This window comes from Saccharopolyspora sp. NPDC050389, from assembly GCF_040655595.1.
GTDB lineage: Bacteria > Actinomycetota > Actinomycetes > Mycobacteriales > Pseudonocardiaceae > Saccharopolyspora.
Genome location: NZ_JBFAKG010000089.1, coordinates 1 through 23,414 on the forward strand (window position 1 = coordinate 1; position 23,414 = coordinate 23,414).

The following is a 23,414-nucleotide window of genomic DNA, read 5'->3' on the forward strand; positions in this document are numbered from 1 at the left end:
ACCACACAAAACCTGCATGGTCGGGGGCATAAAAGAACACTAACCAAAACAGTCCGCTGTTGAGTTCTCAAAGAACACACCCACACCATCACCCAACCCCACAACAGGGATCGAAACTCCGGGGAGCATTTCCTCGTTTTCGCTTTCGTGTTTACCACTGTAGAGCATCGTGATTTCCCGTGTCAAATCGGGGGGGTTCGCTTTCTCAACCGACCCAATTCGTTATCTTTCGGGACCACTTGGCTCTTCAGTTATCAACACGCAGAAGCATTTCGCTTTATCAAGTCTTGCCTTTCGGGCTCGCCCACTCTACCACTCAGTCGTGGGAGCTTGGTTCGCGACCCCGCGTCAGGCCCGTTCCGGTTTTCCCGGCCCGTGTCGCTCTGACTTGGATAAAGTTACACACCCCCAAAACACCCCTTGCAACCACCCCCCTTTTAACGGCTCCGAGGCGCATCAACCGGCCGTTTGTCTGCGAAAACAGGCTTGCCGCATCTCGCGGCGCGCGTTCTCAGAGGACCAACGACAGGAGACGGGAACTCAGGGACTTTCCGTGGGTGTCGAGGGCCAGCGACGTAGTCACCCCGCCATCGAGGGCTTGGCGGCAAGTGAACTGCAGGCCGCACAGGTTCGGGAGTTCGTAGCGCAGTACCTCGCCCCGGATGTGACCGGCGAGGTGCTCACGGACCCGCTCTGCCGTGACCTCCCGGACAAGGAGAGCGAAGTCGTCGTCGCGGTAGGGGAACAGCGACAGCGTCGAGGTGTCTCCCTTGTCGCCGGCCCGGCAATGGGCGATTTCATGCAGCAGCACCGTCGGCCTCCAACACCGTCACCCTGGTCTCGACGTCCGATCTGGGAATGAACGCCGACACGATGCCGATCACCTCGCGAACATCGACGCGAACACCGCCGCCGCCCGCCGGCCCATTCGTGTAGAGCGCTTCGACCTCGTGGCAGACCACATCGGCCGCCATCGGATCAGGCGCCATCGCCGCCACCCGCAGGCGGCACTCATCCGTCGGCTCACCCGAGCCCTTGAGCGCACCGAGGACGTCCGCTCTGATGCGCAGTCCCGTGCCGCGCAATCTGGTGGTGATCACGTCCGCTGCCAAGCGCGCACGGCCGGCGGCGTTCGGCCCGGCGTAGCTGATGCCGCACTCAGCCCGGTATCCGGCGCGATAGCCGACGCTCACCTTCAGCTCCGCCGGGCGGGCCCGACCGGCGGCACCGCTGATCCGAACCCGGTCGGCGCCGGCCTGTTCCGCGCGCACCGGACGGAAGTCCAGCACCACGTCGGGAGTGCGATAGCCAGTCGGATCGGTCACCTCGTAGAGCAGCTGCTCGCGCACCGTCGCGGTGGAGACGACGCCCCCGGTGCCTGCGAGCTTGCCGATGGTCGTCGTGCCGTCGGATGCCACCTCCGCGAACGGGAATCCCAGCTCCGCCAGATCCGGCACGTCCTTCACCCCGGGATCGGCGAAGTAGCCGCCGGTCACCTGCCCCGCGCACTCCAGGACGTGCCCGACGAGCGTGCCAGCCGCGATCCGTGGCCAGTCGTCGAGCTCCCAGCCCAGCCGATGCGCCAGCGGCGCGACGAACAGCGACGGATCCGCGACCCGTCCGGTCAGCACCACGTTCGCCCCGGTATCCAGCGCCGGTAGCAGCGCGTCTGCCCCCAGGTAGGCGTTCGCGGACACGACTTCGCCGTGGTCGGCGAGCGGGATCCCGTCCTCCAGCGCCGGAAGCCGCAGGTCGAGGCGGTCCAGCACGTCATCCCCGGTGACCACCGCGATCTTGCCGCGCAGACCCAGTTCCGCCAGCAGGTGTCGGGTGACCGCGCCCGCCGCCAGGGGATTCGCCGCGCCCATGTTCGTCACCACCCGCACGCCGTGCTCGCCGGCGACCGGCAGCAGCCGCTCGAACCGCGCGCGCAGCCGCGGGTCGTAGCCGGCCGCCGGGTCGCGCAGCTTCCGCTGCTGGCCGAGCGCGATGGTGCGTTCCGCCAGGCACTCCAGGACCAGGTCGTCCAGCCCGGCCCGCGCCGCGAGGTCCACCGCCGGTCCGATCCGGTCACCGGCGAACCCGGCTCCGCTGCCGATGCGCATCACAGCACCCCCGTGACCAGCGCGACGGCGGTCATCACCAGCGTCGTGCCGAACGCCCACTTGAAGATGAACCGCTGGTGGTCGCCGAGGTCGACCTTGCTCATCCCGAGCAGGATGAAGGTCGAGGCGGTCAGCGGGCTGAGCGGGAAACCGGTGGTCATTTGGCCGAGGATCGCGGCCCGCCCGATGGCGGCCGGGTCGCCTCCGAGCGCCGCGGTGGTCTCGGCCAGCACCGGGACCACGCCGTAGTAGTACGCGTCCGGGGTGAACACCAGGCTGAACGGCATGCTGGTGATCGCGGTCGCCACCGGCAGCAGCCCGGCGGCGGAGTCCGGGATGACCGACACCAGGCTCTCGGCCATCGCCTTGATCATTCCAGTGCCGGTGATGATGCCGGTGAACACTCCGGCGGCGAAGATCACCACGGCGACCAGCACCACGTTGTAGGCGTGTTTGGTCAGCAGCTCCTGCTGGCTCTGCCAGGACGGCCGGTTGACCAGCAGCGCCACTAGGAAGGCCAGCAGGAAGAGCACTTCCAGGTCCGCGAGCTGGGCCAGCAGGCACACCACGAGCACCAGCGTCAGCGCCGCGTTGATCCAGTACCGAACCCGGTCCACCCCGGCCGGTCGGGTGCGGTCCGCGACCGCCACCTCGATGACGCCGAGCCGCTTCCGCTCCGCGCGGCCGATCAGGTAGGCCGCGAGCAGCACCCAGAGGATTCCGGCCAGCATCGCGGGGAGCACCGGGAGGAACAGCTGACTGCTGTCCAGTTTCAGCGCGGCCATCGCCCGGGCCGTGGGCCCGCCCCACGGCACCATGTTCATCACGCCCGCGGCCAGGCAGATCACGCCTGCCAGCACGATGCGCCGCATGCCCAACCGCTGGTAGATCGGCAGCAGCGCGGATACGGCGATGAGGAACGTCGACGCTCCGTCGCCGTCAAGCGCGACGAGCAGCGTGAGCAGCGCGGTGCCCACCGTGATCTTCAGCGGATCGCCCTTGGCCCAGCGCAGGATGCGGGTCACCGCCGGGTCGAACAGCCCGGCGTCGACCATCAGGCTGAAGTAGAGCACCGCGAAGGTGATCATGATGGCCACCGGCGCGACGGTGATCAGCCCGTCGGCGATCAGCGAGCCGAGCCGGCCGCCGAAGCCGCTCGCCAGCGCGGCCGCGATGGGCACCAGGGTCAGGGCGAAGAGCACCGAGACACGTCGGGACAGCACCAGGGCCAGGAAGACCCCGATGGTCAGGAACCCACTCGCGGCGAGCATGCAGCACCTCCGTTGTCGGACGGACGTACTGTGATCCGCATCGCTCATGCACGTCAAGCAAGAGTTACTGATACATTAATGCGCTGTGAGCATGGATCTGACGCTTCAACAGCTCCGCCTGGTGCTCGCCGTCCACGACGCCGGCAGCTTCACGCTCGCCGGCGATCAGCTCCACCTGGCGCAGTCGTCGATGAGCCGCACCGTCCGCGAGGTGGAGCGCAAGCTCGGCATCACGCTGTTCGAACGCACCACGCGGAACCTGGTCATCACGCCGGAAGGCAGCGAGTTCTGCCGGGTGGCGCGGCGCGTGGTCGAGGCCTTCGACGCCGGGATCAACCACTTCGAGGGGTTCCTGGCCGGCAACCGCGGCCAGGTACGGATCGCAGCGCTGCCGTCGCTGGCGGCGATCCTGCTGCCGCCCGTGGCCTCCGCCTACCGGGCGGCGCACCCCGAGGTCGAACTGTCCATTGAGGACGGAATGTCGGACGAGGTGCTGCAGCGGGTCCGCAGCGGCGCGGTCGACCTGGCCGTCACGGTGGTGCCCGAACCGCTGCCGGACCTGCAGGTCCGGCCGATCGCCACCGACCGGTTCTGCTGCGTTTTCCCTCCGTCGCACCGGTTCTCCGAACGCCGGCGGCTCGACTGGGCGGACCTCGCCGACCAGCCGCACATCGCCTTCGCTCCGAGCAGCAGCATCCGGCAGCACGCCGAACGCGCCTTCGCCACGGCCCGGGTGCGCCCGGACGTCGTGCTGGAATCGCGGAACATCACCACCGTCGCGGGGCTGGTCGCGGCCGGGCTCGGTGTGGCGGTGATGCCCGGGCTGGTGCTGCCGCTGGTCCAGTTCGCCGGGCTCGAACACCGGGCGCTGGGCGGCCCCGAAATCCGCCGCCGCATCGCGGTGGTCCGCGATCCGCACCGCCCGCTCGCCGCGGCATCTGAGGCGTTCATGACCGCTATCGGTCGGGCCCAGCACTCCGCCGATGCCGCGCCGCCGGAGACGACCTGGCTCTGAAGCGGCAGGGAATCAGGAAGGCTTGACCGCGCGGTGAACGGCCACGACGCCGCTGGTGAGGTTGCGCCACTGCACGCCGGTCCAGCCGGCCTCGGCGATCAGCTCCGCCAGCGCGCGCTGGTCCGGCCACTCGCGGATGGACTCCGCGAGGTAGACGTAGGCGTCCGGGTTGGACGACACCGCGCGGGCGATCGGCGGCAGGGCCCGCATCAGGTAGTTCAGGTAGATCGTCCGGAACGGCTGCCAGGTGGGCGTCGAGAACTCGCACACCACCAGCCGGCCGCCGGGGCGCACCACCCGCAGCATCTCCCGCAGGCCGGCGGCCGTGTCGACCAGGTTCCGCAGCCCGAACGAGATAGTCGCGGCGTCGAAGGATTCGTCGGCGAACGGCAGCCGGAGCGCGTCGGCAGCGACCATCGGGACACCTCGGTCCCGGCCGACCGACAGCATGCCCAGCGAGAAGTCCGCAGCCACGCACCACGCGCCGGAGCGAGCGAACTCCACCGTCGACACGCCGCTGCCCGCCGCCAGGTCGAGCACCCGCTCGCCCGGCTTCGGAGCCAGAGCCCGCCGGGTCACTTCCCGCCAGCGCCGGTCCTGCCCGAAGGACAGCACCGTGTTGGTCAGGTCGTACCTGCGCGCGACGCCGTCGAACATCGCGGCGACCTCGTGAGGCTTCTTGTCCAAACCGGCCCGAGACACACCCGAAGGGTACGTGGCGGGATCAGCGAGATCACCAGCACGCCCATCAAGTCCGCATTGCGGAATTTCTATTCCATTCCCCCTTTCGCGATGCCCGGCCCTCGATCAGCAGCCGGGCCACAACTGGATCCGCAGGCATTCTCTGACCTGCGACTTCTTCTCAGGGTGCGGTTCCCGCCGTCCCGCCGGACGGAATCCGATGCGCTCGCAGAAACGCCGGGCAGCCGGGTTCCCATCGAACACCCACAACGCCACCGACGTCGCACCCCTGCTCCGCGACCACGACAAGGCCGCATCGACCAGGGCCTCCGCGACGCCCTCGCCCCGCCGCGCCGGGTCGACCCACATTGCTTCGAGCCGGTACTCCGCCGGGGTCGTCGTCGGCACCGCCGAGACGACGCCCACCGCCTCCCGCTCCGCCCAGGCCACGAACCACGGACCCCGGGCGATCCGCTCCCGCCAGAACGCCATCGGCCGTGCCCGCTCTCCGTCCAAAGTGGATCCGAATGCGGCGGGGTCGGCTGCGAGCGAGCGCAGCCGCACCTCCCGCAAGGCGGCCAGCTCGCCGTCGACCACCCGGCGCACGGAAATCACGGCACTCATGATGGACGGGAGAACCGTTGTGGCGCAACGTATTTTATTGCGCCAGCACCACGGTGCTCCTGAAGTCTTCGGCGATTTGCTCCATCAAGCCGCCAAGGGCTCTACGCGTGCCGCAACCTCGGCGTAGTGCCCGATCAGCTGCTGGCACAGCGCGGGCCAGGTCCGCCCAGCGACGGCGGCGCGCGCCGCCTCGCCGAACCTCGCCCGCAGCGCCGGTTCGCGCAACTCCGCGACAGCGGCGCGCAGCGCATCCGCGTGCACAGCGGGATCCTCGGCGGGCAGCAGATAGCCAGTGCGGCCGTGGTCGACGAGATCCCGAGGCCCGCCCGCGTCCGGAGCGACGACCGGCACGCCCGAAGCCATCGCCTCCTGCACCGCCTGGCAGAACGTCTCGTGCGGCCCGGTGTGCACGAAGACATCCAGGCTCGCGTAGATCCGCGCCAGCTCGTCGCCGGTCCGCTGCCCGAGGAACGCCGCACCCGGCAACGCCGCGCCGAGGTTCTGTCGTTCAGGCCCGTCACCCACGACGACGAGCCGCACGCCCGGCATCTCGCCCAGCGCCGCCAACCGCTCGATGCGCTTCTCCGGCGCCAACCGCCCCACGTACCCGACGAGCAGCTCGCCGTTCGGCGCCAACTCGCAGTGCAGATCCGAATCCCGGCGATGCGGCGAGAACCGAGCGGTGTCCACGCCCCGCCCCCACCGGTGAACGCGCGGAACTCCGTGCTCCCGCAACGTTTCCACGGCCCACGTCGACGGCGCCAACGTCCGGTCGGCGGCACCGTGCAGGCGGCGGATCCAGCGCCACGCGGCGCGAGCGGTCAGACCCAGGCCGTACGACTCGGCGAACCCCGCGACGTCGGTCTGGTAGACGGCGACGGTCGGAACACCGATCCGCCTGGCGGCGGCCAGGCCGCGCGCCCCGACGATGAACGGCGACGCCAGATGCACGACATCCGGGCGGAATTCCTGCAACCCGCGCAGCAACCGCCGCGTCGGGAAGCCGATCGGCAACGATGAAACCAGCGGCAGATCCACCGCGGGCAGCCGGATCACCGGAAAACCCGCGTACTCCTCCGGGCCCGCTCCCGGCGCGATCACCAGCGCCGCGTCACCCCGCCGCTGCAAGTGCTCCAGCACTCGCAGCACGGAATTCGTCACCCCGTTGATTTGCGGCAGGAAGCTCTCGGTCACGATCGCTATGCGCACGCGGCACACCGTGACGGCCCGGTCCGGCGAACAGTCGACCGCAACGTGACGGCACCGCCAACGCCAACCGAAGACCACGCCAACTCGCCGACCGGACCACTCGCGGCGTGGCGCAACGCGCAATCGTGACCTGTAACTCCACAACCGGTCACCTGAGTGTTGCGCTCCGGTCACCCACAGCACGGAGCCTGGGACGGCATGACGGTCCTGCCTTCCCCGCCCGCGCAGATCGATCCCGCCCTGGTTTCGCGGGCGTTCGAGGTCGCCGGCCGACTCGCGAACGATGCCGCTGACGTGATCATCGCGACCGCGGGACGAGGAGCGCGCCCCGAGCCCACCGAGTCGCCGTTCGACTGGGTCACCGACACCGGCCGCACCCTCGAACGCCACACCCGCCGGATCCTCGCCGACGAGTTCCCCGGAATCCCGGTGTTCGGCGAGGAATTCGACGCCGCGCCCACCACCGTCGCCGAGCACTGGGCCGCTCGCGCCGGTTCGGCGCGGTTCCGCTGGTCGGTCGACCCGGTCGACGGCACCGCCAACTACGTCGCGGGCCTGCCCTGGTGCGCCTACAGCCTGGCCATGCTCGACGAGCACGGGCCGGTCGTCGGAGTGGTCGCCGATCCGTACCGCACGCAGATCTACGCCGCGGCGCGCGGCCGCGGCATGCGCGCCAACGGCACCCCGGTGCGGCTGCCCGTGCAGGGCGAAGCGCGCGGCGGCATCGTGTGCACGGAGCTGACCAAGAACGGGCCGTGGCGCGGCATGGACCGGTTCATCACGAATGCCGCGAGCGCCCAGGTCGGAGTCCGGCTGCTGGGCTCCCCGGCGCTGGCCATCACCCAGGTCGCGCTCGGCCACGCGATCGCCGCGGTGCTCGACTCGTACGAGGAGTGGGACGTCGCGGGTGCGCTCGCGCTGGCCACCGAATCCGGTGCCACCGTGCTGGACCGCCGCGGCAACACGACCGCTCTCCCGCTGGACGGGCTGCTGGTGGCCGCGCCCGGCGTCGCCGCCGACGTGCACGACTGGTGGCGGCAGGCCACCGAACGGAGCTGACCGTCAGGCGGCCGGCATCAGCGCGCGGGCGGGAGCCGAACCCGGCGGCGGGCCGAACACCGCCGACATCGGCCGCAGCAGCGGGAACTGCTCGCGCAGCACCGACACCTGCTCGTGGACCCGGCTGAGGTCGGGGGCGGCGACCAGTTCCACGACCGTCTCCAGCACGTGGTCGGTGACCATCCCGAACCTGGTCGCGGCGTCGTCGAGCTGGCTCTGCACCCGGCGCACCACGGCGTCGTCCCGCGACTCGCTGGCCGCCAGGCCGCGGCCAAGCTCGGAAAGCGCCCGAACGTTCGGCAATTCCGCGTCCATCCGCCGAACCACCGTCTGCAACTGGTGGCGGGCCTGCGTGGAGGACACCGCGTCGACGGCCCGAGCGGCTCGGTACACCGCCTGCTCGCACCGCTGAACCTCGGTCAACCACTTGTCCGGCAGGGGCGACGGGGACGCGACGGACTGCGTGGCGGGCGGCACCGCGGTGGGCGCGGCAGCCGGCTTGGTTTTCCGTCTCCGGGCGCAGACGACGGCCAGCATCACCCCAGCCCCGCACGCTCCCGCTATCAGTGCGACGAGCACTTGCACCCAGATTCCGTCCATGTCGAGTTGTGTCCTTCCACTTCGCCGAAGAGGCATCCGAACCGGTGTCCCGCCCGCGGTCACCGGTCCGACGATGTCGACCGGACCGAAGTTCCCGAGCGCCCCCAGATCACTTTGCGCCTGCCGGGCCCCGAAGTTCTTGGGGGAAAGTACTCAATCTGATCGCCTGTGCCGCAGCTCTCGCGCCTGATCAGAGCTGCGCGGCGGCTCTGGCCAGGTACTGCATGTCGGCGAGCAGGAACTCCATGCCGCCGGTGTGCACCCCGTCCCGGCCGCCAGGCCGGACGAACCCGCCGAACTCCGTCGGATCCGGCCGCTCCAGGCGAGCGACCGAGAACACCTCGTCCAGCACCTCGCTCACCTCACCACGAACCACCGCCGGATCGACCCCGCAGCCGACATCCGCCAGCCGGGCCTCGACCGGGTGCGGCGTGAACAGCTCACCGGTCATCGGCCACACCCGCTGGAACCCGCCCGCCATGCGCCGCGCCGAGGCGGCGTTGGCATCGCCGAGGCGGATGACCCACTGCGCGGCGTGGTCGCGGTGCCTCGTCAGTCCCGCGAGCGATCGTGCGGCCAGGGTGGCCAGCACGGCGTCCCGGCTCCGCGTCAGCCGCTCGAACACTGCCGCCCGCCACGCGGTGTACAGCAGCAGCCGTGCGACGGTGGCCGAAAAGCCGCCGCCCTGTCCCGGCCCGCAGTCGACCTCGACCAGCCGCACGTTGCGGAATTCCGCGGCGGTCCGGAAGTACGCGAGGCTGTCCTCGCCCCGCCCCTCGCCCTCGACCTCGCCCGCGCGGTGCAGCAGGATCCTGGCCTCTCCCAACAAGTCGAGCGCGATCGCACCGAGCGCCGCGGCCTCTTCCAGCTCCGGGGCGCGAACTCCCCACTCGGACAACCGGTGCGACAGGACCAGCGCATCGTCGCCGAGCATCAGGCAGTACTGCGCGAGGTCCGAAGTGGCCACGCCACCCGGAATCGATCGATCCACAGTGGACATCGAAGGTGCGCCGAGCACCCACTGCTGCACATCCGACGCACTGGACTGCACTTCAGACGTGTTCATGGCGACCTCGCAGACGCGGGCCGACGGCCGGTCGGCACGAGTGGACCGCTTCCCCCACTCGCAGGTCCATATCGGTCGTGCGAATCCGCCGCCAGCCCCCTTACGGCGGGGAAACCAGTGTCACACCACCCGGCCGAATTAGGGAAGCCTGATCAGCGGCACAAGGGACCAAGGACTCACCGCGCGGTCGGCCGCCGCAGCAACCAGTACACCGGAAGCAGCACCGCCCACAGCACGGCGAGCGAGCTGGAAACCGGCAGCAGCGAAAGAGTCATGTTGCGGCCGGCGACGCGCACCAGATCCGGGTTCCGCGAGTCGTACTCGACCCGGACCAGCTGTCCGGCCTGCAAGTCGGCCGGGTAAAGCACGCCGTTCGGCGGGATGTAGACGCGGCCCTCATCGGTGTTGAAGCGCACCACGGTCCGGGTCAGCGAGGTGTCCACCACCTCGGCCACCGCTTCGCCCTTGGACTCCTCGATGGTCCGGTCGTTGATGAAGCACGCGCCGACGATGGAGAGTCCCATCACGGTCAGCAGCAGGCCGAACACCAGCACGCCTCGCGCGGCACGCGTTCGCCCCCGGCGACGGGGCGTCCCCGCAACCGGCTGGTCACCGTCCGTGCTGGGTTCGGTCACCGGGTCGGCCGCGTTCTGCGCCACCGCATCGCTCGCCACGGTGACCGATTGTAGGCATCCCGTCGGCGGCTACGCGCATGCCTTCGGTGTCGCCCACCTGTTGGAGACCGACGCATACCCTCCAGGAGTGGCGACTACACCGCGGCTGCTGACGGCCCGAACCCGAAGGCTCGAAGCAGGCGACCCCCGATACGACCGCCCCCTGCTGGAGCTGCTGCCTGCCGACGCCGTGCTCAGCTGGGTCCGCGACGGCTCCGGGCTCGTCGGCTGGGGCTGCGCGGCCCGCCTGGACGTTTCCGGTCCCGACCGCTTCAGCCGGGCCGACGACTGGTGGCGAGAGCTCTGTCACCAGTTCGAGGTCGACGACTCGGTCGGGCTGCCCGGCTGCGGGCCGGTGGCGTTCGCCAGCCTGGCCTTCGCCGACGACCCCGGGCGCTCCGTGCTGATCGTTCCCGAGGTCGTCATCGGGCAACGCGACGGCGTGCGATGGATCACCACGATCGGCGACGGCTCCGCCGAGCAGCAGCCGACCGAGCCCGTGCGCCCGCCCGGCACGGTGTCCTACAGCGACGGGCAGCTGTCCGCGACCGGCTACCGCCAGGCCGTGGCCGAGGCCGTGCGCCGCATGAGGCAAACCGGCGACCTCGACAAGATCGTGCTCGCCCACGACCTGCTGGCCAGCACCTCGGAGCCGCTCGACGCCCGATTCCTGCTGCACAACCTCGCCGCCCGGTACCCGACCTGCTGGACGTTCGCGGTCGACGGCCTCGTCGGCGCCACACCCGAGCTGCTGCTCGAACGCGTGGGATACGAGGTGCGGTCGCAGGTGCTCGCCGGCACGGTCTGGCCGCGCGAAGGGCACACCACCGAGCAGCTCGCCGCCGAGTTGATGGCCTCCGCGAAGAACCGCAGCGAACACGCCTACGCGGCGGAGTCGCTGGCGGTTCGCCTCCGCCCCTTCTGCAGCGACCTCACGGTGCAGAACGAGCCGGAGGTCCTCCAGCTGCGCAACGTCCTGCACCTCGCGACGAACGTCGAAGGAAAGCTCAGCGAAAGCAGCACACACGACGGCGCCGCAACGCTGCTGCGCATGGTCGCCGCGGTGCATCCCACGGCCGCGGTCGGGGGAACGCCGACCGAGGACGCCGTGCGGGCGATCAGCGAGCTGGAAGGGATGGACCGGGGGCGCTACGCGGGCCCGGTCGGCTGGCTGGACGGCAGCGGCAACGGTGAGTTCGCCGTGGCGCTTCGCTGCGCCCAGGTCGAAACCGCCGCCGCACCCGGCACCGAGGCCGAGCGCGGCGGCGGCAGGATCCGCCTGTACGCCGGGTGCGGAATCGTCCCCGAATCCGACCCCGACCAGGAGGTCGCGGAGGCGGAAGCGAAGCTGCTCCCGGTCCGCGAAGCCCTCGAAGGCGTCCGCTAGCGGAAACGAGTCCCACCGACGGACGCCTTCTCGCCAGTGCCCGTGCGGATCAGTGGTCGTGCAGCAGGGCGTGGGTGCGGTCGATCTCAGCCACCGCCTTCGGCGGCGCCACCGCAACGCGGGTCGCGCTCGCCGGCACCCCGGTCGCCTCGCCGACCGGCGGCTTGCCCTTCGTGAACAACCAGGTGTTGAACAGCTCGTCGAGCTGCTTGCCGGAGCGCTGCTCGGCCAGCGCGATGAACTCCTCGATCGTGCCGGTGGAGTAGCGCTTCTCCGATACCCAGGTCCGGATGATGTCGAGCAGGGCCTCGTCACCGACCACGTTGCGCAGGGCGTGCACGGTCATCGCGCCTCGGTCGTAAACCGCGTCGCTGAACACTTCCGCCGCGCCGGGATCGCCCGGCAGGACCTGCCAGAACGGGTCGTCGGCCGGGTAGGACGCGTAGTAGTGGTCGAACAGCTCCTGTGCGGTTCCGGTGCCCTGCTTCTCCGACCAGAACCACTCCGCGTAGGTCGAGAAGCCCTCGTTCAGCCAGATGTTGCGCCAGGTGTCCACCGACACCGAGTCGCCGAACCACTGGTGCGCGTTCTCGTGCACGACCACCGACATGTTCGCCCCGTTCCGGAAGAACAGGTGGCTGTAGGTCGGCCGGGTCTGGTTCTCCAGCGCGAAGTTCAGCCCCTCCGACGAGACCAGGCCGCCCTGCGCCTCGAACGGGTACTCGCCGAGCAGCCCGGTGAGGAACTCCACGACCTCCGGGGTGCGCTCGACGCTGGCCTTCGCCGGGCCCGCGAACTCGCCGAGGTTGTCGGAGTACGCGGTGACGAACGGCTGCCCGAACGCGCCGGTCTTGGTGCTGATCTCGTACTGCCCGACGCCGATGAACGCCAGGTAGGTGGCGGTCGGCTTGGTCGTGCGCCACTGCCAGGTGGTCCAGCCCGCGAGGCTGGCGGTCTTGGTGTTGACGCCGTTGGACAGCACCTCGGTGCCGTCCGGCACCGCGACGGAGACGTCAAAGGTCGCCTTGTCCCTGGGGTGGTCGTTGCTCGGGAACCACCAGGCCGCGATCTCCGGCTCGCCGACCGCGAGCGCACCGTCGGAGGTGCGGACCCACGGCTTCAGGCCATCCACCTCGACCGTCGACGGCACGCCCTCGTACTCGACGACGAAGGTCGCGAGACTCCCCTCCGCCAGCGTCTCCGGCGGCGTCACCGTCAGCTCCGTGCCGTCCTGTGAGAACTTCGCGGGCTGGCCGTTGACCCGCACCGACTTGGTGGGCAGCGCGAAGTCCAGGTTGAACGCGGTCAGGTTCTGCGTCGGCTTCGCGACGATCGTCGTGGTGCCCTGCAGATGGTCGTCCGCGGGCTGATACCGCAGCTGGATGTCGTAGTGCGAGACGTCGTAGCCACCGTTGCCGTAACCGGGGAAGTAGCCGTCTCCCACACCGGGCGCCCCCGGTCCGTCACTGCCGGCCAACGCCGGTGTGGCGAGCAAAGCCGTTGCGCAGCACGCCGCCGCCGTGGCTCGCAGGCCGTGTCGTCGAAACACCTGCCACCTCCTCGAACATCTTGGTCGCTAGGAGAGTAAGGAGGCTCCCAACTACCAGGCATGTTTTCGGATCACAGGTTTTTCCCACAGTGCAGCGAAAATCCGCGAAAGCACGTGGCGGGAGCACCGGTGAAGGCCGGTCGGCCGCCCCGATCTGCGGATAAATACCCACCTTTCGAGCGACAACGACCCACGAGCGGCGCCGGACGAGCATGTGACGTCGCTCGCTCGGCCGTCAGCAACGGCCGAATCCCGAGCAGTGAGATCAACTACGCGTTAACGGCTCAACCGCAGCACACCGTCAGCCGAGCAGCGCCGTACGAACCGCGCCCAGCAACCGCTGGTGCACCGAACGCAGCGCGGCGCGATCCGCCCGCACCTCGACGACCCGCAGGCCCGGCCGCCACTGCAGGGCAGTGGTGAGCTCGGAACGCTCGCGCACCAGCACGTGGTCGACGCCGTGCGCCGCGCAGAGCTTGCCGATGTCGGTTCCGTGCGGCGTGGCGAAGACCCGCTCGAAGGCCTCCCGGTGCTCGGGACTTCCCTGTTCCAGCAACGCGAAGATGCCTCCGCCGTCGTCGTTCAGCACGACGATCGTCAGATCGGGCCGCTGTTCGTACGGCCCCAGCATCAATCCGTTGCTGTCGTGCAGGAAAGTGAGGTCACCCAAGAGCGCGTAGGCGGGTCGGTCGTGCGCGACCGCGGCGCCGATCGCGGTCGACACCGTGCCGTCGATGCCGGCCACGCCCCGGTTCCGGTGCACGACCACATCGGACCGCTGCCGCGCGGCCAACGCGACATCGCGGCTCGGGTTCGACGACCCCAGAACCAACAGGGCCTGTTCCGGCAACGCATCGACGACCTCGCGCGCCACCGCGGCTCCGCTCGGCCAGCGCTCCAGGTCGAGCGCGGCGTGCAGGGCTTCGGACGCCTTCTGGTCGGCGTGCTGCCACGCGGTGAGCCACTCGGGGTCGACGTCTCCCGGCGCGGCGCCGAAAGTCTCCGCTACCTCCCGCAAGTTGTGCGCCGGAGCCGCCCAGTCCACACCGCCGTGCGCGAGCAGCACCTCCACGTCGGTATCCGCCAGCAATTGCTGGACCTGCCGGAAGACGGTCGGGCGGCCGACGCACAGCACCTGCTCGGGACGATGTTCCTGCATGAACTCGGGCAGGTTCAGCAGCCACATCCCGGTGCTGATCGCCGCCGAGCCGCCGATTCCCACACCACCGGATTCCGATAACACCGGCCAGCCGTACCGATCGCCCCACTCGCCGGCGCTCTTGGCGCCCCAGTCGGCGACGAGCACGAGTCCGCGCCGAGCGTGCACTTGGGACAGTTCGCTCGGTGCCTGGCCTCGTTGGGAGACCTCCGTCCACCGTGCATCGGCCGGGCGTCCGGCCAGTGACTCGCACCACTGATCGTCCCCGTCCGGCACCAACGGCTCCCGGAACGGGACGTTCAGGTGCACCGGGCCGCCTCGCCCGCCGCCGATCGCGGCGTGCCAGGCCCGGCACATCTGGCTTCGCCAGTACGCGTTCTGCCCCGGTCGGCTCTCGGCCACCGCCAGCTCGTCGAACATCCGGATCTCGGCGCCGAACAGCCGGTGCTGATCGATGGTCTGGTTGGCGCCGGCCGCGCGCAGCTCCGGCGGCCGGTCCGCGGTCAGCACGATCAGCGGGACACCCGAGTGGTACGCCTCACTGACCGCCGGATGCAGATTCGTCGCCGCGGTACCGGAAGTGCAGACCACCACGACCGGCGACTGCGTCCGCGACGCCAGCCCCAGCGCGAGAAAACCCGCGCTGCGCTCGTCGATGCGAACGTGCAGCCGCAACCGCGCTGCGTGCGCGGCTCGGTACAGTGCGTAAGACAGAGGTGCGTTGCGTGACCCCGGGGAGAGCACCACCTGCCGCACCCCGTTGCGGACGAGCTCGTCGACGATGACCTCAGCCTGGGCCGTGGACGGATTCAACCGATCACCTCTGAACATCGCTTGGCGAACTCCGGCCGAGGGGGCCATGGTCCCCCTCGTCCTAGTTCGCGCAAGCGCCGGGCAGCTGCGGGGAGGCCCCCGCGCCGAGCGCCTGCTGCGCCTATTGTCCCAGGTGTGCAGAATCCCCGTGTCTCTGAGCTGTTCGATCCGGCTTTGTGGGAGCCCGTGGCGGGCTTCGACTTCACCGACATCACGTATCACCGCTGCGTCGAAGACGGCCCCGGGAAAGGCACCGTGCGCATCGCGTTCGACCGCCCGGACATCCGAAACGCCTTCCGCCCGCACACCGTCGACGAGCTGTACCGCGCCCTGGACCACGCGCGCATGACCAGCGACGTCGGCTGCGTGCTGATCACCGGAAACGGCCCGTCCAGCAAGGACGGCGGCTGGGCCTTCTGCTCCGGCGGCGATCAGCGGATCCGCGGTCGTTCCGGGTACCAGTACGCCGACGGCGAGACCGCCGAGACGGTCGACCCGGCCCGCGCCGGGCGGCTGCACATCCTCGAGGTGCAGCGGCTGATCCGGTTCATGCCGAAGATCGTCATCGCGGTCGTTCCGGGCTGGGCCGCCGGCGGCGGGCACAGCCTGCACGTCGTGTGCGATCTCACGCTCGCCAGCGCCGAGCACGCCCGCTTCAAGCAGACCGACGCCGACGTCGGCAGCTTCGACGGCGGCTTCGGCTCCGCCTACCTCGCCCGCCAGGTCGGCCAGAAGTTCGCCCGCGAGATCTTCTTCCTGGGGCGGCCCTACACCGCCGAGCAGGCGCACCAGATGGGCATGGTCAACGCGGTCGTCCCGCACGACGAGCTGGAGGCCACCGCGTTGCAGTGGTCCCGCGAGATCAACGGCAAGTCCCCGACCGCGCAGCGCATGCTCAAGTACGCGTTCAACGCCATCGACGACGGGCTGGTCGGCCAGCAGCTGTTCGCCGGCGAGACCACCCGCCTCGCCTACATGACCGACGAGGCCGTCGAAGGGCGTGACTCGTTCCTGCAGAAGCGGACCCCGGACTGGTCCGCCTTCCCCTGGTACTTCTGAGTCGCCGGGACCGGTTCCGGGCGGACCCGCACCGCTTGCTCCGGCGCGAAACCGGTCCCGTCCACCATCGCCCGCAGGCCGCCGGCCGAAGAGGTCCGCCAGCAGGTCGGCCGGGCACACCAGCACGATGAGAACCATCATTTCTCGGCTCCTTCCAAGCGCGTACCAATTTCATCGGCCGAAAATTCGAACACTTGATCGCTAGAACAGGTGATCGAGTGTCGAAGTTCTCGCCGCGGCGGCGCAGCCCACGGGGCCGGTGCTCCCCGACAATGGGCAGATGCCGAACGCCCGCGATCTGCAGCCGCTTCCCGTGCCACCCGGAGCCGGGGCATTGGCCGTGCTACCTGCGCTGACGCGGGCACTGCACGGCGACGGACCGGCCCTGCTGCCGGTCGCCGCCGGAGACGCGGCAGAGTCCCGCCGGCTCGTCACCGCCCTCGCCGACGGCGCGCCGCTGACCGCAGCCGAGGACCACCCCGACGACCCGACCGCGCTGGTCATCGCCACCTCCGGCTCCACCGGCACCCCGAAGGGCGTGCTGCTTCCGGCGTCGGCGCTGCGCGCTTCCGCCGAAGCCACCCACCGCCGCCTCGGCGGGCCCGGCAACTGGCTGCTGGCGATGCCCGCCCACCACGTCGCAGGCATCCAGGTCCTGGTCCGGGCCTTGCTGGCGGGCACCAGCCCGCACGCCGTCGACACCTCCGCCGGATTCCGGCCCGACGGGTTCGCGACGGCGGCCCGACACGTGCTCGCCGCGGATGGCCCGCACTACACGGCCCTGGTGCCAACCCAGCTGTCCCGACTGGTCGAAGCGGGCGGCGATGGCCTTGCCACGCTGCGGAAATTCGACGCGGTGCTGCTCGGCGGCGCAGCCACCCCGCCGGCCTTGCTTCGCCAGGCGCGGGACTGCGGCGTGCAGGTCACCACGACGTACGGGATGAGCGAGACCTCCGGCGGCTGCGTTTACGACGGGCGGCCGCTGGACGTCGCGAAGGTCCACATCGACGGCGCGACCGGGCCGATTCGGCTGGCCGGACCGATGCTGGCCAGGGGTTATCGGCACCAGCCCGACGCGCAGGCGTTCGCCGACGGCTGGTTCCGCACCGGCGATCTGGGCCGGTGGCAGGGCGACCGGCTGGAGGTCCTGGGCCGCGCCGACGACATGATCATCAGCGGCGGGGTGAATGTGGCCCCGCTGCCGGTCGAGCGGGCCCTCACCGAGCAGCCGGGAGTCCGCGAGGCGTGTGTGCTCGGCGTGGCCGACCAGGAATGGGGCCAGGCGGTGGTCGCCGCGGTCGTGCCTGCGGATCCGGCCGATCCACCGGCTGAGGACGCCCTCCGGGCCGCCGTGCGCGAGCGGCTCGGCGCAGCAGCCGCGCCGAAGCGCATCGCCTTCCTCGCGGAGTTGCCGCTGCGTGGGCCGGGAAAGCCGGATCGGCGAGCATTGGCCGCACTGCTCGATTCCTGAATGCGGGGAGGCTCTCGCCGACGGCCCTCGCGGGTGCGCGAAGATGGCTCACATGGCGACTGTCGCTCAATGGATCGAAGGCGCTCGCATCCGCACCTTCCCGAATGCGATCGCACCAGTGCTCGCCGGCACCGGCGCGGCGGCGGGGATCGACGGGTTCGATCCCGTTACCGCGGTCCTGGCGCTGCTCGTCTCCATGCTGCTGATCATCGGGGTGAACTTCGCGAACGACTACTCCGACGGCATCCGCGGCACCGATGACGACCGGGTCGGCCCGTTCCGCCTGGTCGGCTCGGGTTCGGCGAGGCCGGGCGCGGTGCGCGCGGCGGCGTGGACCTGCTTCGGGCTCGCGGCGGTCGCCGGACTCGGCGTTGTCGTCCTAAGTGGACATTGGTGGCTGCTGGCCGTCGGCGCGGTCTGCATCGCCGGGGCCTGGTACTACACCGGCGGCAAACGCCCTTACGGCTACGCAGGCCTGGGTGAGCTCGCCGTGTTCATCTTCTTCGGCCTGGTCGCGGTGCTGGGCACGATGTACGTGCAGGCCGACGCGATCTCCGGCTCCGGCATCGGCGCCGCGGTGGGCATCGGATCGCTGTCCAGCGCGGTCCTGGTGGCCAACAACCTCCGCGACATCCCATCCGACCGGGTCACCGGCAAGCGCACCCTCGCGGTGCTGCTCGGCGACCGTGACACCCGCACGCTCTACGTCGCGCTGACGCTCGTCCCGTTCCTGATCACGGTCCTGATCGGGCTGCGGAACTCCTTGGCGTTGCTCGGTTTCCTCGCCCTGCCGCTGCTCATCGTGCCGTTGCGCGCGGTGGCAGGCGGCTCCCAGGGGCGCGCCCTGATCCCGGCGCTGCGCGACACGGGCTTCGCCATGCTGGCGTGGGCGATCCTCACCGGCGTCGCCGTAGCCATCGGCTGACGCTGACACCGAGCTGCAGAGGCTGTTCGGAATCTCGTTCGTGCAGCGGTGCATCCCCACAAGCTGATGTGGAGTGAACGGCCTGTTCGCCTCGATAGACGAGGTGAACAGGCCGTTCACGACATCGGCGCGCACTACCGGTGTGGAGTGAACGGACCGTTCGTCCCGATGGACGAGGTGAACAGGCCGTTCGCTTCATCCACCCGGCACCCGCTGGAGACTTCCTGGGCCGGAACCGGTCACACCACGACTGCGGTGAGCACGTACTCCGCGACGAGCTCGGCCTTCTCGCACTGGTCGGTGCTCGCTTCGCCGGCCGTCACCGAAACCTGCAGCGTCGCGCCCGCCACACCCGCGAACACCGAGCAGTCGCTCGCGCGCATGGTCCGGGTGCCTCGAACGGCGCCCAGCTCGACCTCCTCGCGGCCCAGCGTCGCGAAGCCCTCCGGCTGGGCGCCGATCAGCACGGAACGCCCTCCTGAGCTGGCTTGGAAGCTGCAGCCGCGCACTGGCGGATCGAAGCCGATCTCGCGAGATTCCCCGCGTTCCACGGGAAACGCCAGCGTGCTCAGCTCGTCCTGCTCGACCAGCCCGCAGAGCTGGTCGGCGGGCAGGTCGGCGAGCCGCTTCTGCTGCTCCGGCGGCACTTTCCGGGTGATCGACGGGCTCGCGGATTCCGTCGCGGACTCCTCGGCCGAAGTGGTCGGCGTCGGCGGTGCGGAGGTCGGCTGCGCCTGCTCTCCCGATGTGCAACCGGCCACCACGCCGAGCAGCGCAACCACGGACAGCCAACCCCAACGCCTCACCGACACACCAACCTTCCTGCGCGGGCTCTCGCGTTCAGTCTGCCCGGAACTCGCCGGTGGCGTGGAAGTGGTCCAGCACCGCGGTCGGCGCGGTCAGATCCAGGCCGCGCTCGGCGACCCAGTCATCGTCGTAGTACGTGTGCGTGTAGCGCTCGCCGCCGTCGCAGAGCAGCGTCACGATGCTGCCGCTGCGGCCCTGCTGGATCAGCTCTGAAACCAGGGCGAACACGCCCCACAGGTTGGTCCCGGTGGAGCCGCCCACGCGCCGCCCCAGCACCTTCTCGACCCAGCGGATCGTGGCGATCGACGCCGCGTCCGGCACCTTGATCATCCGGTCGATCGCCTGCCCGACGAACGAGGGCTCCACCCGCGGCCGCCCGATGCCCTCGATCAGCGACCCGGAATCGCTGGTGCGGTTCGGGTCGCCGTCCCGCCAGGCGTCGAAGAACACCGAGCGCCCGGGATCCACGACGGCCAGCCTCGTGTTGTGCCGGCGGTAGCGCAGGTAGCGCCCGATCGTCGCGCTGGTGCCGCCGGTGCCTGCACCGACCACCACCCACGCCGGCTCGGCGTGCGGTTCGAGCGCGAGCTGCTCGAAGATCGATTCGGCGATGTTGTTGTTGCCGCGCCAGTCGGTGGCCCGCTCGGCGTGCGTGAACTGGTCCATGAAGTGGCCGTCGAGCTCCGCGGCCAGCCGGCGGGACTCGGTGTAGATCGCACCCGGCTCGTCCACGAAGTGGCAGCGGCCGCCGTGCCATTCGATCAGCGACACCTTCTCGCGGCTGGTGGATCTGGGCATCACCGCGATGAACGGCAGCCCGAGCAGGCGCGCGAAGTAGGCCTCGGAAACCGCCGTGGATCCCGACGACGCCTCGATGACCGGTGTGTTTTCGGTCACCCAGCCGTTGCAGATCGCGTACAGGAACAGCGATCGGGCCAGCCGGTGCTTGAGCGAACCAGTCGGATGTGTTGACTCGTCCTTGAGGTAAAGGTCGATGCCCCACTCCGCGGGCAGCGGAAAGTGCAGCAGGTGGGTGTCCGCGCTGCGGTTCGCGTCGGCCTCGATGATCCGCACGGCTTCGCTGGTCCAGCCGCGGGTTCGAGCGCAGGAACGGTCGATGTCGAAGTTGTCGATCACTGCACGTCCGCGGTTCGCTCGCCGCGCAGCTGGGCGCGAAGTTCGGCGCGGCGTGCCCCGCGTTCGGCCATCCCCGCAGCGACCCTGCGACGCAGCCCGCCGAAGACGAGCAGCGACAACGGCATCGCCACCACGACGGCCACCGCGAGCGCGACGAGGACGGGAACGTGCACCAAGAGCAGCACCGCAGTGACTGCGACCACCAGTCCCAGCCTGGCAACGGTGTAGAGCGTGATGTCGCGCGTGAGGTTCGGCTGCGCGCCCTGGTCCGCGGTTCCGGCTTCCTGCTGTTCCTGCACGTCATCCAGGGTAGAGCAAGGAGAGCTGCGCTCGGCCCGGCACCTTCCCGGCGCACGTCGCGGCCGCCCGAAGCGCCGTTTTCGTCCCTTACCTTCCCTTTACCTAAACCCAAATGTTCGAGTACCTGACCATCGAGGTGCCAGGATGCGACCGGAATGCCCGAAAAACCACTACTCGCAACGTGGAGGTCACCTGTGACCGCGACGACCCAGCAGCCTCGCCAGAACGGTCAGGAGCAGCTCCTCACCCCCGGTGAGGTTGCCGCGCTCTTCCGGGTCGATCCCAAGACCGTGACGCGGTGGGCGACCGCCGGCCGGATCGGCTCCATCCGCACCCCTGGTGGCCACCGCCGCTTCCGGGAGTCCGAGGTCCGCACCCTGCTGGCCGAGCTGACTAACGACGTCAACCGGTCTGTCTGAGCGGCGATCGGTGCGCTGAGCCGACGCCCCGGCAGTCGGCGAGCACCGCGCCACCGAGGATCTGAAGATCGCCGGCGGCCCCAGCGACCGCCGATCCAGGTGGCGCCTCGCCCCTCAACGAGGCGCCACCTGGATCCGCCTGCGACGACACCACCTGCGACGACGACAACCGCGCCCGGGATTGGCTAATCTCGAAGCGGAACAGTTGGAGGTGGCCACGATGATCTACGTTCTGGCAGCGATCGGTGCGCTCACCGTCGTCGTGCTGATGTGGAAGGCTTTCGGCCCCCAGACGACCGGGGAGGCCCGTCGGCGTCCCCGACAGGCGCCGATCGCACCGGACGACGATCCCGATTTCCTGCGCCGGCTCGGCGAGCAGCAGCGCAAGCAGCGCCCCGGCGAAGACGACTGAGCACGCCGTCGGGGTGGGCGGCGGCGCCCACCCCGACCGGACGTCAGCCCCGGTTGCGGCCGGGCGCGTGCGGGAAGTCGTCGGCCACGATCGCGGCCAGCTCCAGCAGCGCCATCCGGGTGGGCACGTCGAGCTGGTCCAGCTCCACCTCCGCGCCCTCCTCGAGGTGCGGATCGAACGGGATCTTCGAAACCGCGCGGCAGCGCGCCCCGAAGTGCGCGGCCAGCTTGTCCACGTCGACCTTGCCGGAACCCGGGCGCACCGAGTTGATCACGGCGACGGACCGGGACACCAGCTCGCCGTACCCGTGCGCGTCCAGCCAGTCCAATGTGGCCGAAGCGCTGCGCGCCCCGTCGATCGAACTGGACGACACGATGACCAGCGAGTCCGCCATGTCCAGCACCCCCTTCATCGCGGAGTGCATCAGGCCGGTGCCGCAGTCGGTCAGCACCACGTTGTAGAAGTGCTCCAGCAGCGTGACGGTGCGCCGGTAGTCGTCCTCGCTGAACGCCTCGGAAACGGCCGGATCCTGTTCGCTGGCGAGGATTTCCAGCCTGCTGGGCCCCTGCGAGGTGTAGGAGCGGACGTCGCTGTACTTGCGGATCCGGTGCGCGTCCCGAAGCAGGTGCCGCACGGTCGCCGTGGTTTCCAGCGGGATCTTCTGGCTCAGCGTGCCGCGGTCCGGGTTCGCGTCGACGGCGATCACCCGGTCGCCGCGCAGCGAGGAGAAGGTGGAGCCGAGCGTCGCGGTGGTGGTGGTCTTGCCGACACCGCCCTTGAGGCTCAGCATCGCGATCTTGTAGCAGCCCTGCAGCGGCTGGTTGATCCGGCCGATCAGCTCGCGCCGCCGCCGGTCGGCCGGCCCTTCGCCGAAGTTCACGGTCTTGCCGCTGGCCACGTAGACGGCCTTGCGCCAACCCGATTGGGGTGACCGTTTGGTCGGCCGGAGCAGCTGAGCGGACGAGAGGTCCTGGCCGAATGGCTGATCCCCGCCGCCCTGGGCCTGGGCAGCCTGGGGATATGGCGAAAACGACTGCTGCGGGCCCGGTTGCGGCCCGCCCTGCTGGTTCTGCTGCGGGTACTGCTGCCCCGGGAAGGGCGGATCGCCCGCCGTCGGGTACGGGCCGGACTGCCCGCCGGACGCCTGCTGGTACGGCCCGGACGGTCCTCCGGAGACTGGCGGATACGGCCCGGACGCCCCGCCGGAGACTGGCGGAAAGGGTCCGGAGGGCCCACCGGAAACCGAGTAGGGACCCGACTGCCCTCCAGGCACCTGGTGCGGGCCCGAGGCGTTCGGCTGGTGGTGCGGACCGGAAACCGTTGCATCGCCGTATTGCGGGCCCGCCGGGAACTGCTGCGGGCCGGACTGGCTCGGGTCGGCGTATTGCGGCTGCACTGCGGGTGCGCCCGGCGTACCGCCCGGGTAGTACGGCTGCGGCGCGTCGCCGTACGGGCCGGGTTGCCCGGCCTGCGACGGGTCAACGTACGACGGCGTCGGGTGTCCGGCGGGATGCGGTTGTCCCGGCGAGGTCTCCGGCTCGGCGTACGGCCCTTCCTGCGCCGTGCCGTTCCCGTTGCCCGTGGATTGCGGCTCGGCGATCGCACCGTCTGCCTGCGTCGCGGCGGGACCCGTGTCGCGCCGCGCTTCGGGCTCTTCGTACTGTCCGGTCAC

General features: G+C 70.1%; 23 protein-coding genes. 8 read left to right on the plus strand and 15 right to left on the minus strand.

From position 1 onward, the window contains the following. Positions 1-511: 511 nt before the first annotated feature. From AB0I53_RS38950 to AB0I53_RS38960, 3 genes are read right to left on the minus strand one after another with little or no spacing between them, the layout of a single operon-like run. Complete coding sequence (locus tag AB0I53_RS38950; RefSeq protein WP_358614063.1) at positions 512-811, minus strand: hypothetical protein; 300 nt, start codon at positions 809-811, stop codon at positions 512-514. Beyond that, a complete protein-coding gene (locus AB0I53_RS38955; RefSeq protein WP_358614064.1) occupies positions 798-2,105 on the minus strand; it encodes an acyclic terpene utilization AtuA family protein in 1,308 nt (435 codons plus the stop codon). The genes AB0I53_RS38950 and AB0I53_RS38955 overlap by 14 nt, the downstream gene beginning before the upstream one ends. Continuing rightward, the gene (locus AB0I53_RS38960) at positions 2,105-3,376 is read right to left on the minus strand and encodes a citrate:proton symporter (protein WP_358614065.1); all 1,272 of its coding nucleotides are present in this window, start codon (positions 3,374-3,376) and stop codon (positions 2,105-2,107) included. The genes AB0I53_RS38955 and AB0I53_RS38960 overlap by 1 nt, the downstream gene beginning before the upstream one ends. Positions 3,377-3,467: 91 nt before the next feature. On the opposite strand from AB0I53_RS38960, the gene AB0I53_RS38965 reads away from it, so the two are divergent. Further along, entirely contained in the window at positions 3,468-4,391 is a 924-nt protein-coding gene (locus tag AB0I53_RS38965) for a LysR family transcriptional regulator (protein WP_358614066.1), read from the plus strand. Between the two features lie 12 nt (positions 4,392-4,403). Here AB0I53_RS38965 and AB0I53_RS38970 read toward each other — a convergent pair whose 3' ends face one another. The 3 genes from AB0I53_RS38970 to AB0I53_RS38980 all read right to left on the minus strand — a co-directional run bounded on the left by AB0I53_RS38970 (position 4,404) and on the right by AB0I53_RS38980 (position 6,905). Beyond that, the gene (locus AB0I53_RS38970) at positions 4,404-5,093 is read right to left on the minus strand and encodes a demethylmenaquinone methyltransferase (protein ID WP_358614067.1); all 690 of its coding nucleotides are present in this window, start codon (positions 5,091-5,093) and stop codon (positions 4,404-4,406) included. Positions 5,094-5,198: 105 nt separating this feature from the next. Beyond that, the gene (locus AB0I53_RS38975) at positions 5,199-5,687 is read right to left on the minus strand and encodes a GNAT family N-acetyltransferase (RefSeq protein WP_358614068.1); all 489 of its coding nucleotides are present in this window, start codon (positions 5,685-5,687) and stop codon (positions 5,199-5,201) included. A 93-nt stretch (positions 5,688-5,780) separates the two neighbouring features. Continuing rightward, the gene (locus AB0I53_RS38980; protein WP_358614069.1) at positions 5,781-6,905 is read right to left on the minus strand and encodes a glycosyltransferase family 1 protein; all 1,125 of its coding nucleotides are present in this window, start codon (positions 6,903-6,905) and stop codon (positions 5,781-5,783) included. A 198-nt stretch (positions 6,906-7,103) separates the two neighbouring features. Between AB0I53_RS38980 and AB0I53_RS38985 the strand changes: the two genes are divergently transcribed. Next, positions 7,104-7,964 (plus strand): inositol monophosphatase, encoded by an 861-nt coding sequence (locus tag AB0I53_RS38985; RefSeq protein ID WP_358614070.1) that lies wholly within the window; start codon positions 7,104-7,106, stop codon positions 7,962-7,964. A 3-nt stretch (positions 7,965-7,967) separates the two neighbouring features. On the opposite strand, the gene AB0I53_RS38990 is transcribed toward AB0I53_RS38985, so the two are convergent. From AB0I53_RS38990 to AB0I53_RS39000, 3 genes are all read right to left on the minus strand, one after another. Next, positions 7,968-8,564 (minus strand): hypothetical protein, encoded by a 597-nt coding sequence (locus tag AB0I53_RS38990; RefSeq protein ID WP_358614071.1) that lies wholly within the window; start codon positions 8,562-8,564, stop codon positions 7,968-7,970. Positions 8,565-8,754: 190 nt separating this feature from the next. Continuing rightward, complete coding sequence (paaC, locus tag AB0I53_RS38995; RefSeq protein WP_358614072.1) at positions 8,755-9,630, minus strand: 1,2-phenylacetyl-CoA epoxidase subunit PaaC; 876 nt, start codon at positions 9,628-9,630, stop codon at positions 8,755-8,757. 176 nt (positions 9,631-9,806) lie between these two features. Next, positions 9,807-10,304, minus strand: coding sequence for a DUF3592 domain-containing protein (locus tag AB0I53_RS39000; RefSeq protein WP_358614073.1), 498 nt, complete (start codon positions 10,302-10,304; stop codon positions 9,807-9,809). 88 nt (positions 10,305-10,392) lie between these two features. Here AB0I53_RS39000 and AB0I53_RS39005 point away from each other — a divergent pair, with 88 nt between their 5' ends. Further along, the gene (locus tag AB0I53_RS39005) at positions 10,393-11,691 is read left to right on the plus strand and encodes an isochorismate synthase (RefSeq protein ID WP_358614074.1); all 1,299 of its coding nucleotides are present in this window, start codon (positions 10,393-10,395) and stop codon (positions 11,689-11,691) included. Between the two features lie 49 nt (positions 11,692-11,740). Here AB0I53_RS39005 and AB0I53_RS39010 read toward each other — a convergent pair whose 3' ends face one another. Together AB0I53_RS39010 and menD are read right to left on the minus strand one after the other, a co-directional pair. Continuing rightward, the gene (locus AB0I53_RS39010) at positions 11,741-13,240 is read right to left on the minus strand and encodes a M1 family metallopeptidase (RefSeq protein ID WP_358614075.1); all 1,500 of its coding nucleotides are present in this window, start codon (positions 13,238-13,240) and stop codon (positions 11,741-11,743) included. A gap of 301 nt (positions 13,241-13,541) precedes the next feature. Next, the gene (menD, locus tag AB0I53_RS39015) at positions 13,542-15,212 is read right to left on the minus strand and encodes a 2-succinyl-5-enolpyruvyl-6-hydroxy-3-cyclohexene-1-carboxylic-acid synthase (RefSeq protein ID WP_358614076.1); all 1,671 of its coding nucleotides are present in this window, start codon (positions 15,210-15,212) and stop codon (positions 13,542-13,544) included. A gap of 135 nt (positions 15,213-15,347) precedes the next feature. Here menD and AB0I53_RS39020 point away from each other — a divergent pair, with 135 nt between their 5' ends. From AB0I53_RS39020 to AB0I53_RS39030, 3 genes are all read left to right on the plus strand, one after another. Next, positions 15,348-16,271 carry a 1,4-dihydroxy-2-naphthoyl-CoA synthase gene (locus tag AB0I53_RS39020; protein WP_358614077.1) on the plus strand — a complete coding sequence of 308 codons (924 nt, stop codon included), beginning with the start codon at positions 15,348-15,350 and terminating at the stop codon, positions 16,269-16,271. Positions 16,272-16,551: 280 nt separating this feature from the next. Further along, entirely contained in the window at positions 16,552-17,742 is a 1,191-nt protein-coding gene (gene menE, locus AB0I53_RS39025; protein ID WP_358614078.1) for an o-succinylbenzoate--CoA ligase, read from the plus strand. A 52-nt stretch (positions 17,743-17,794) separates the two neighbouring features. Next, the gene (locus AB0I53_RS39030; protein WP_358614079.1) at positions 17,795-18,667 is read left to right on the plus strand and encodes a 1,4-dihydroxy-2-naphthoate polyprenyltransferase; all 873 of its coding nucleotides are present in this window, start codon (positions 17,795-17,797) and stop codon (positions 18,665-18,667) included. Between the two features lie 239 nt (positions 18,668-18,906). Here the strand turns inward: AB0I53_RS39030 and AB0I53_RS39035 are convergent, their stop codons facing one another. From AB0I53_RS39035 to AB0I53_RS39045, 3 genes are read right to left on the minus strand one after another with little or no spacing between them, the layout of a single operon-like run. After that, positions 18,907-19,473, minus strand: coding sequence for a DUF3558 family protein (locus tag AB0I53_RS39035; RefSeq protein ID WP_358614080.1), 567 nt, complete (start codon positions 19,471-19,473; stop codon positions 18,907-18,909). Positions 19,474-19,507: 34 nt separating this feature from the next. Beyond that, entirely contained in the window at positions 19,508-20,611 is a 1,104-nt protein-coding gene (locus tag AB0I53_RS39040; RefSeq protein ID WP_358614081.1) for a PLP-dependent cysteine synthase family protein, read from the minus strand. After that, complete coding sequence (locus AB0I53_RS39045) at positions 20,608-20,910, minus strand: DUF4229 domain-containing protein (protein ID WP_358614082.1); 303 nt, start codon at positions 20,908-20,910, stop codon at positions 20,608-20,610. The genes AB0I53_RS39040 and AB0I53_RS39045 overlap by 4 nt, the downstream gene beginning before the upstream one ends. Positions 20,911-21,105: 195 nt before the next feature. On the opposite strand from AB0I53_RS39045, the gene AB0I53_RS39050 reads away from it, so the two are divergent. Further along, on the plus strand, positions 21,106-21,330 hold the full coding sequence (locus tag AB0I53_RS39050) for a BldC family transcriptional regulator (protein WP_093269525.1): 225 nt from the start codon (positions 21,106-21,108) through the stop codon (positions 21,328-21,330). Positions 21,331-21,550: 220 nt separating this feature from the next. After that, the gene (locus AB0I53_RS39055) at positions 21,551-21,742 is read left to right on the plus strand and encodes a hypothetical protein (protein WP_358614083.1); all 192 of its coding nucleotides are present in this window, start codon (positions 21,551-21,553) and stop codon (positions 21,740-21,742) included. Between the two features lie 43 nt (positions 21,743-21,785). On the opposite strand, the gene AB0I53_RS39060 is transcribed toward AB0I53_RS39055, so the two are convergent. Then, positions 21,786-23,414: an AAA family ATPase gene (locus tag AB0I53_RS39060; protein ID WP_358614084.1), complete on the minus strand. Its 1,629-nt coding sequence runs from the start codon at positions 23,412-23,414 to the stop codon at positions 21,786-21,788.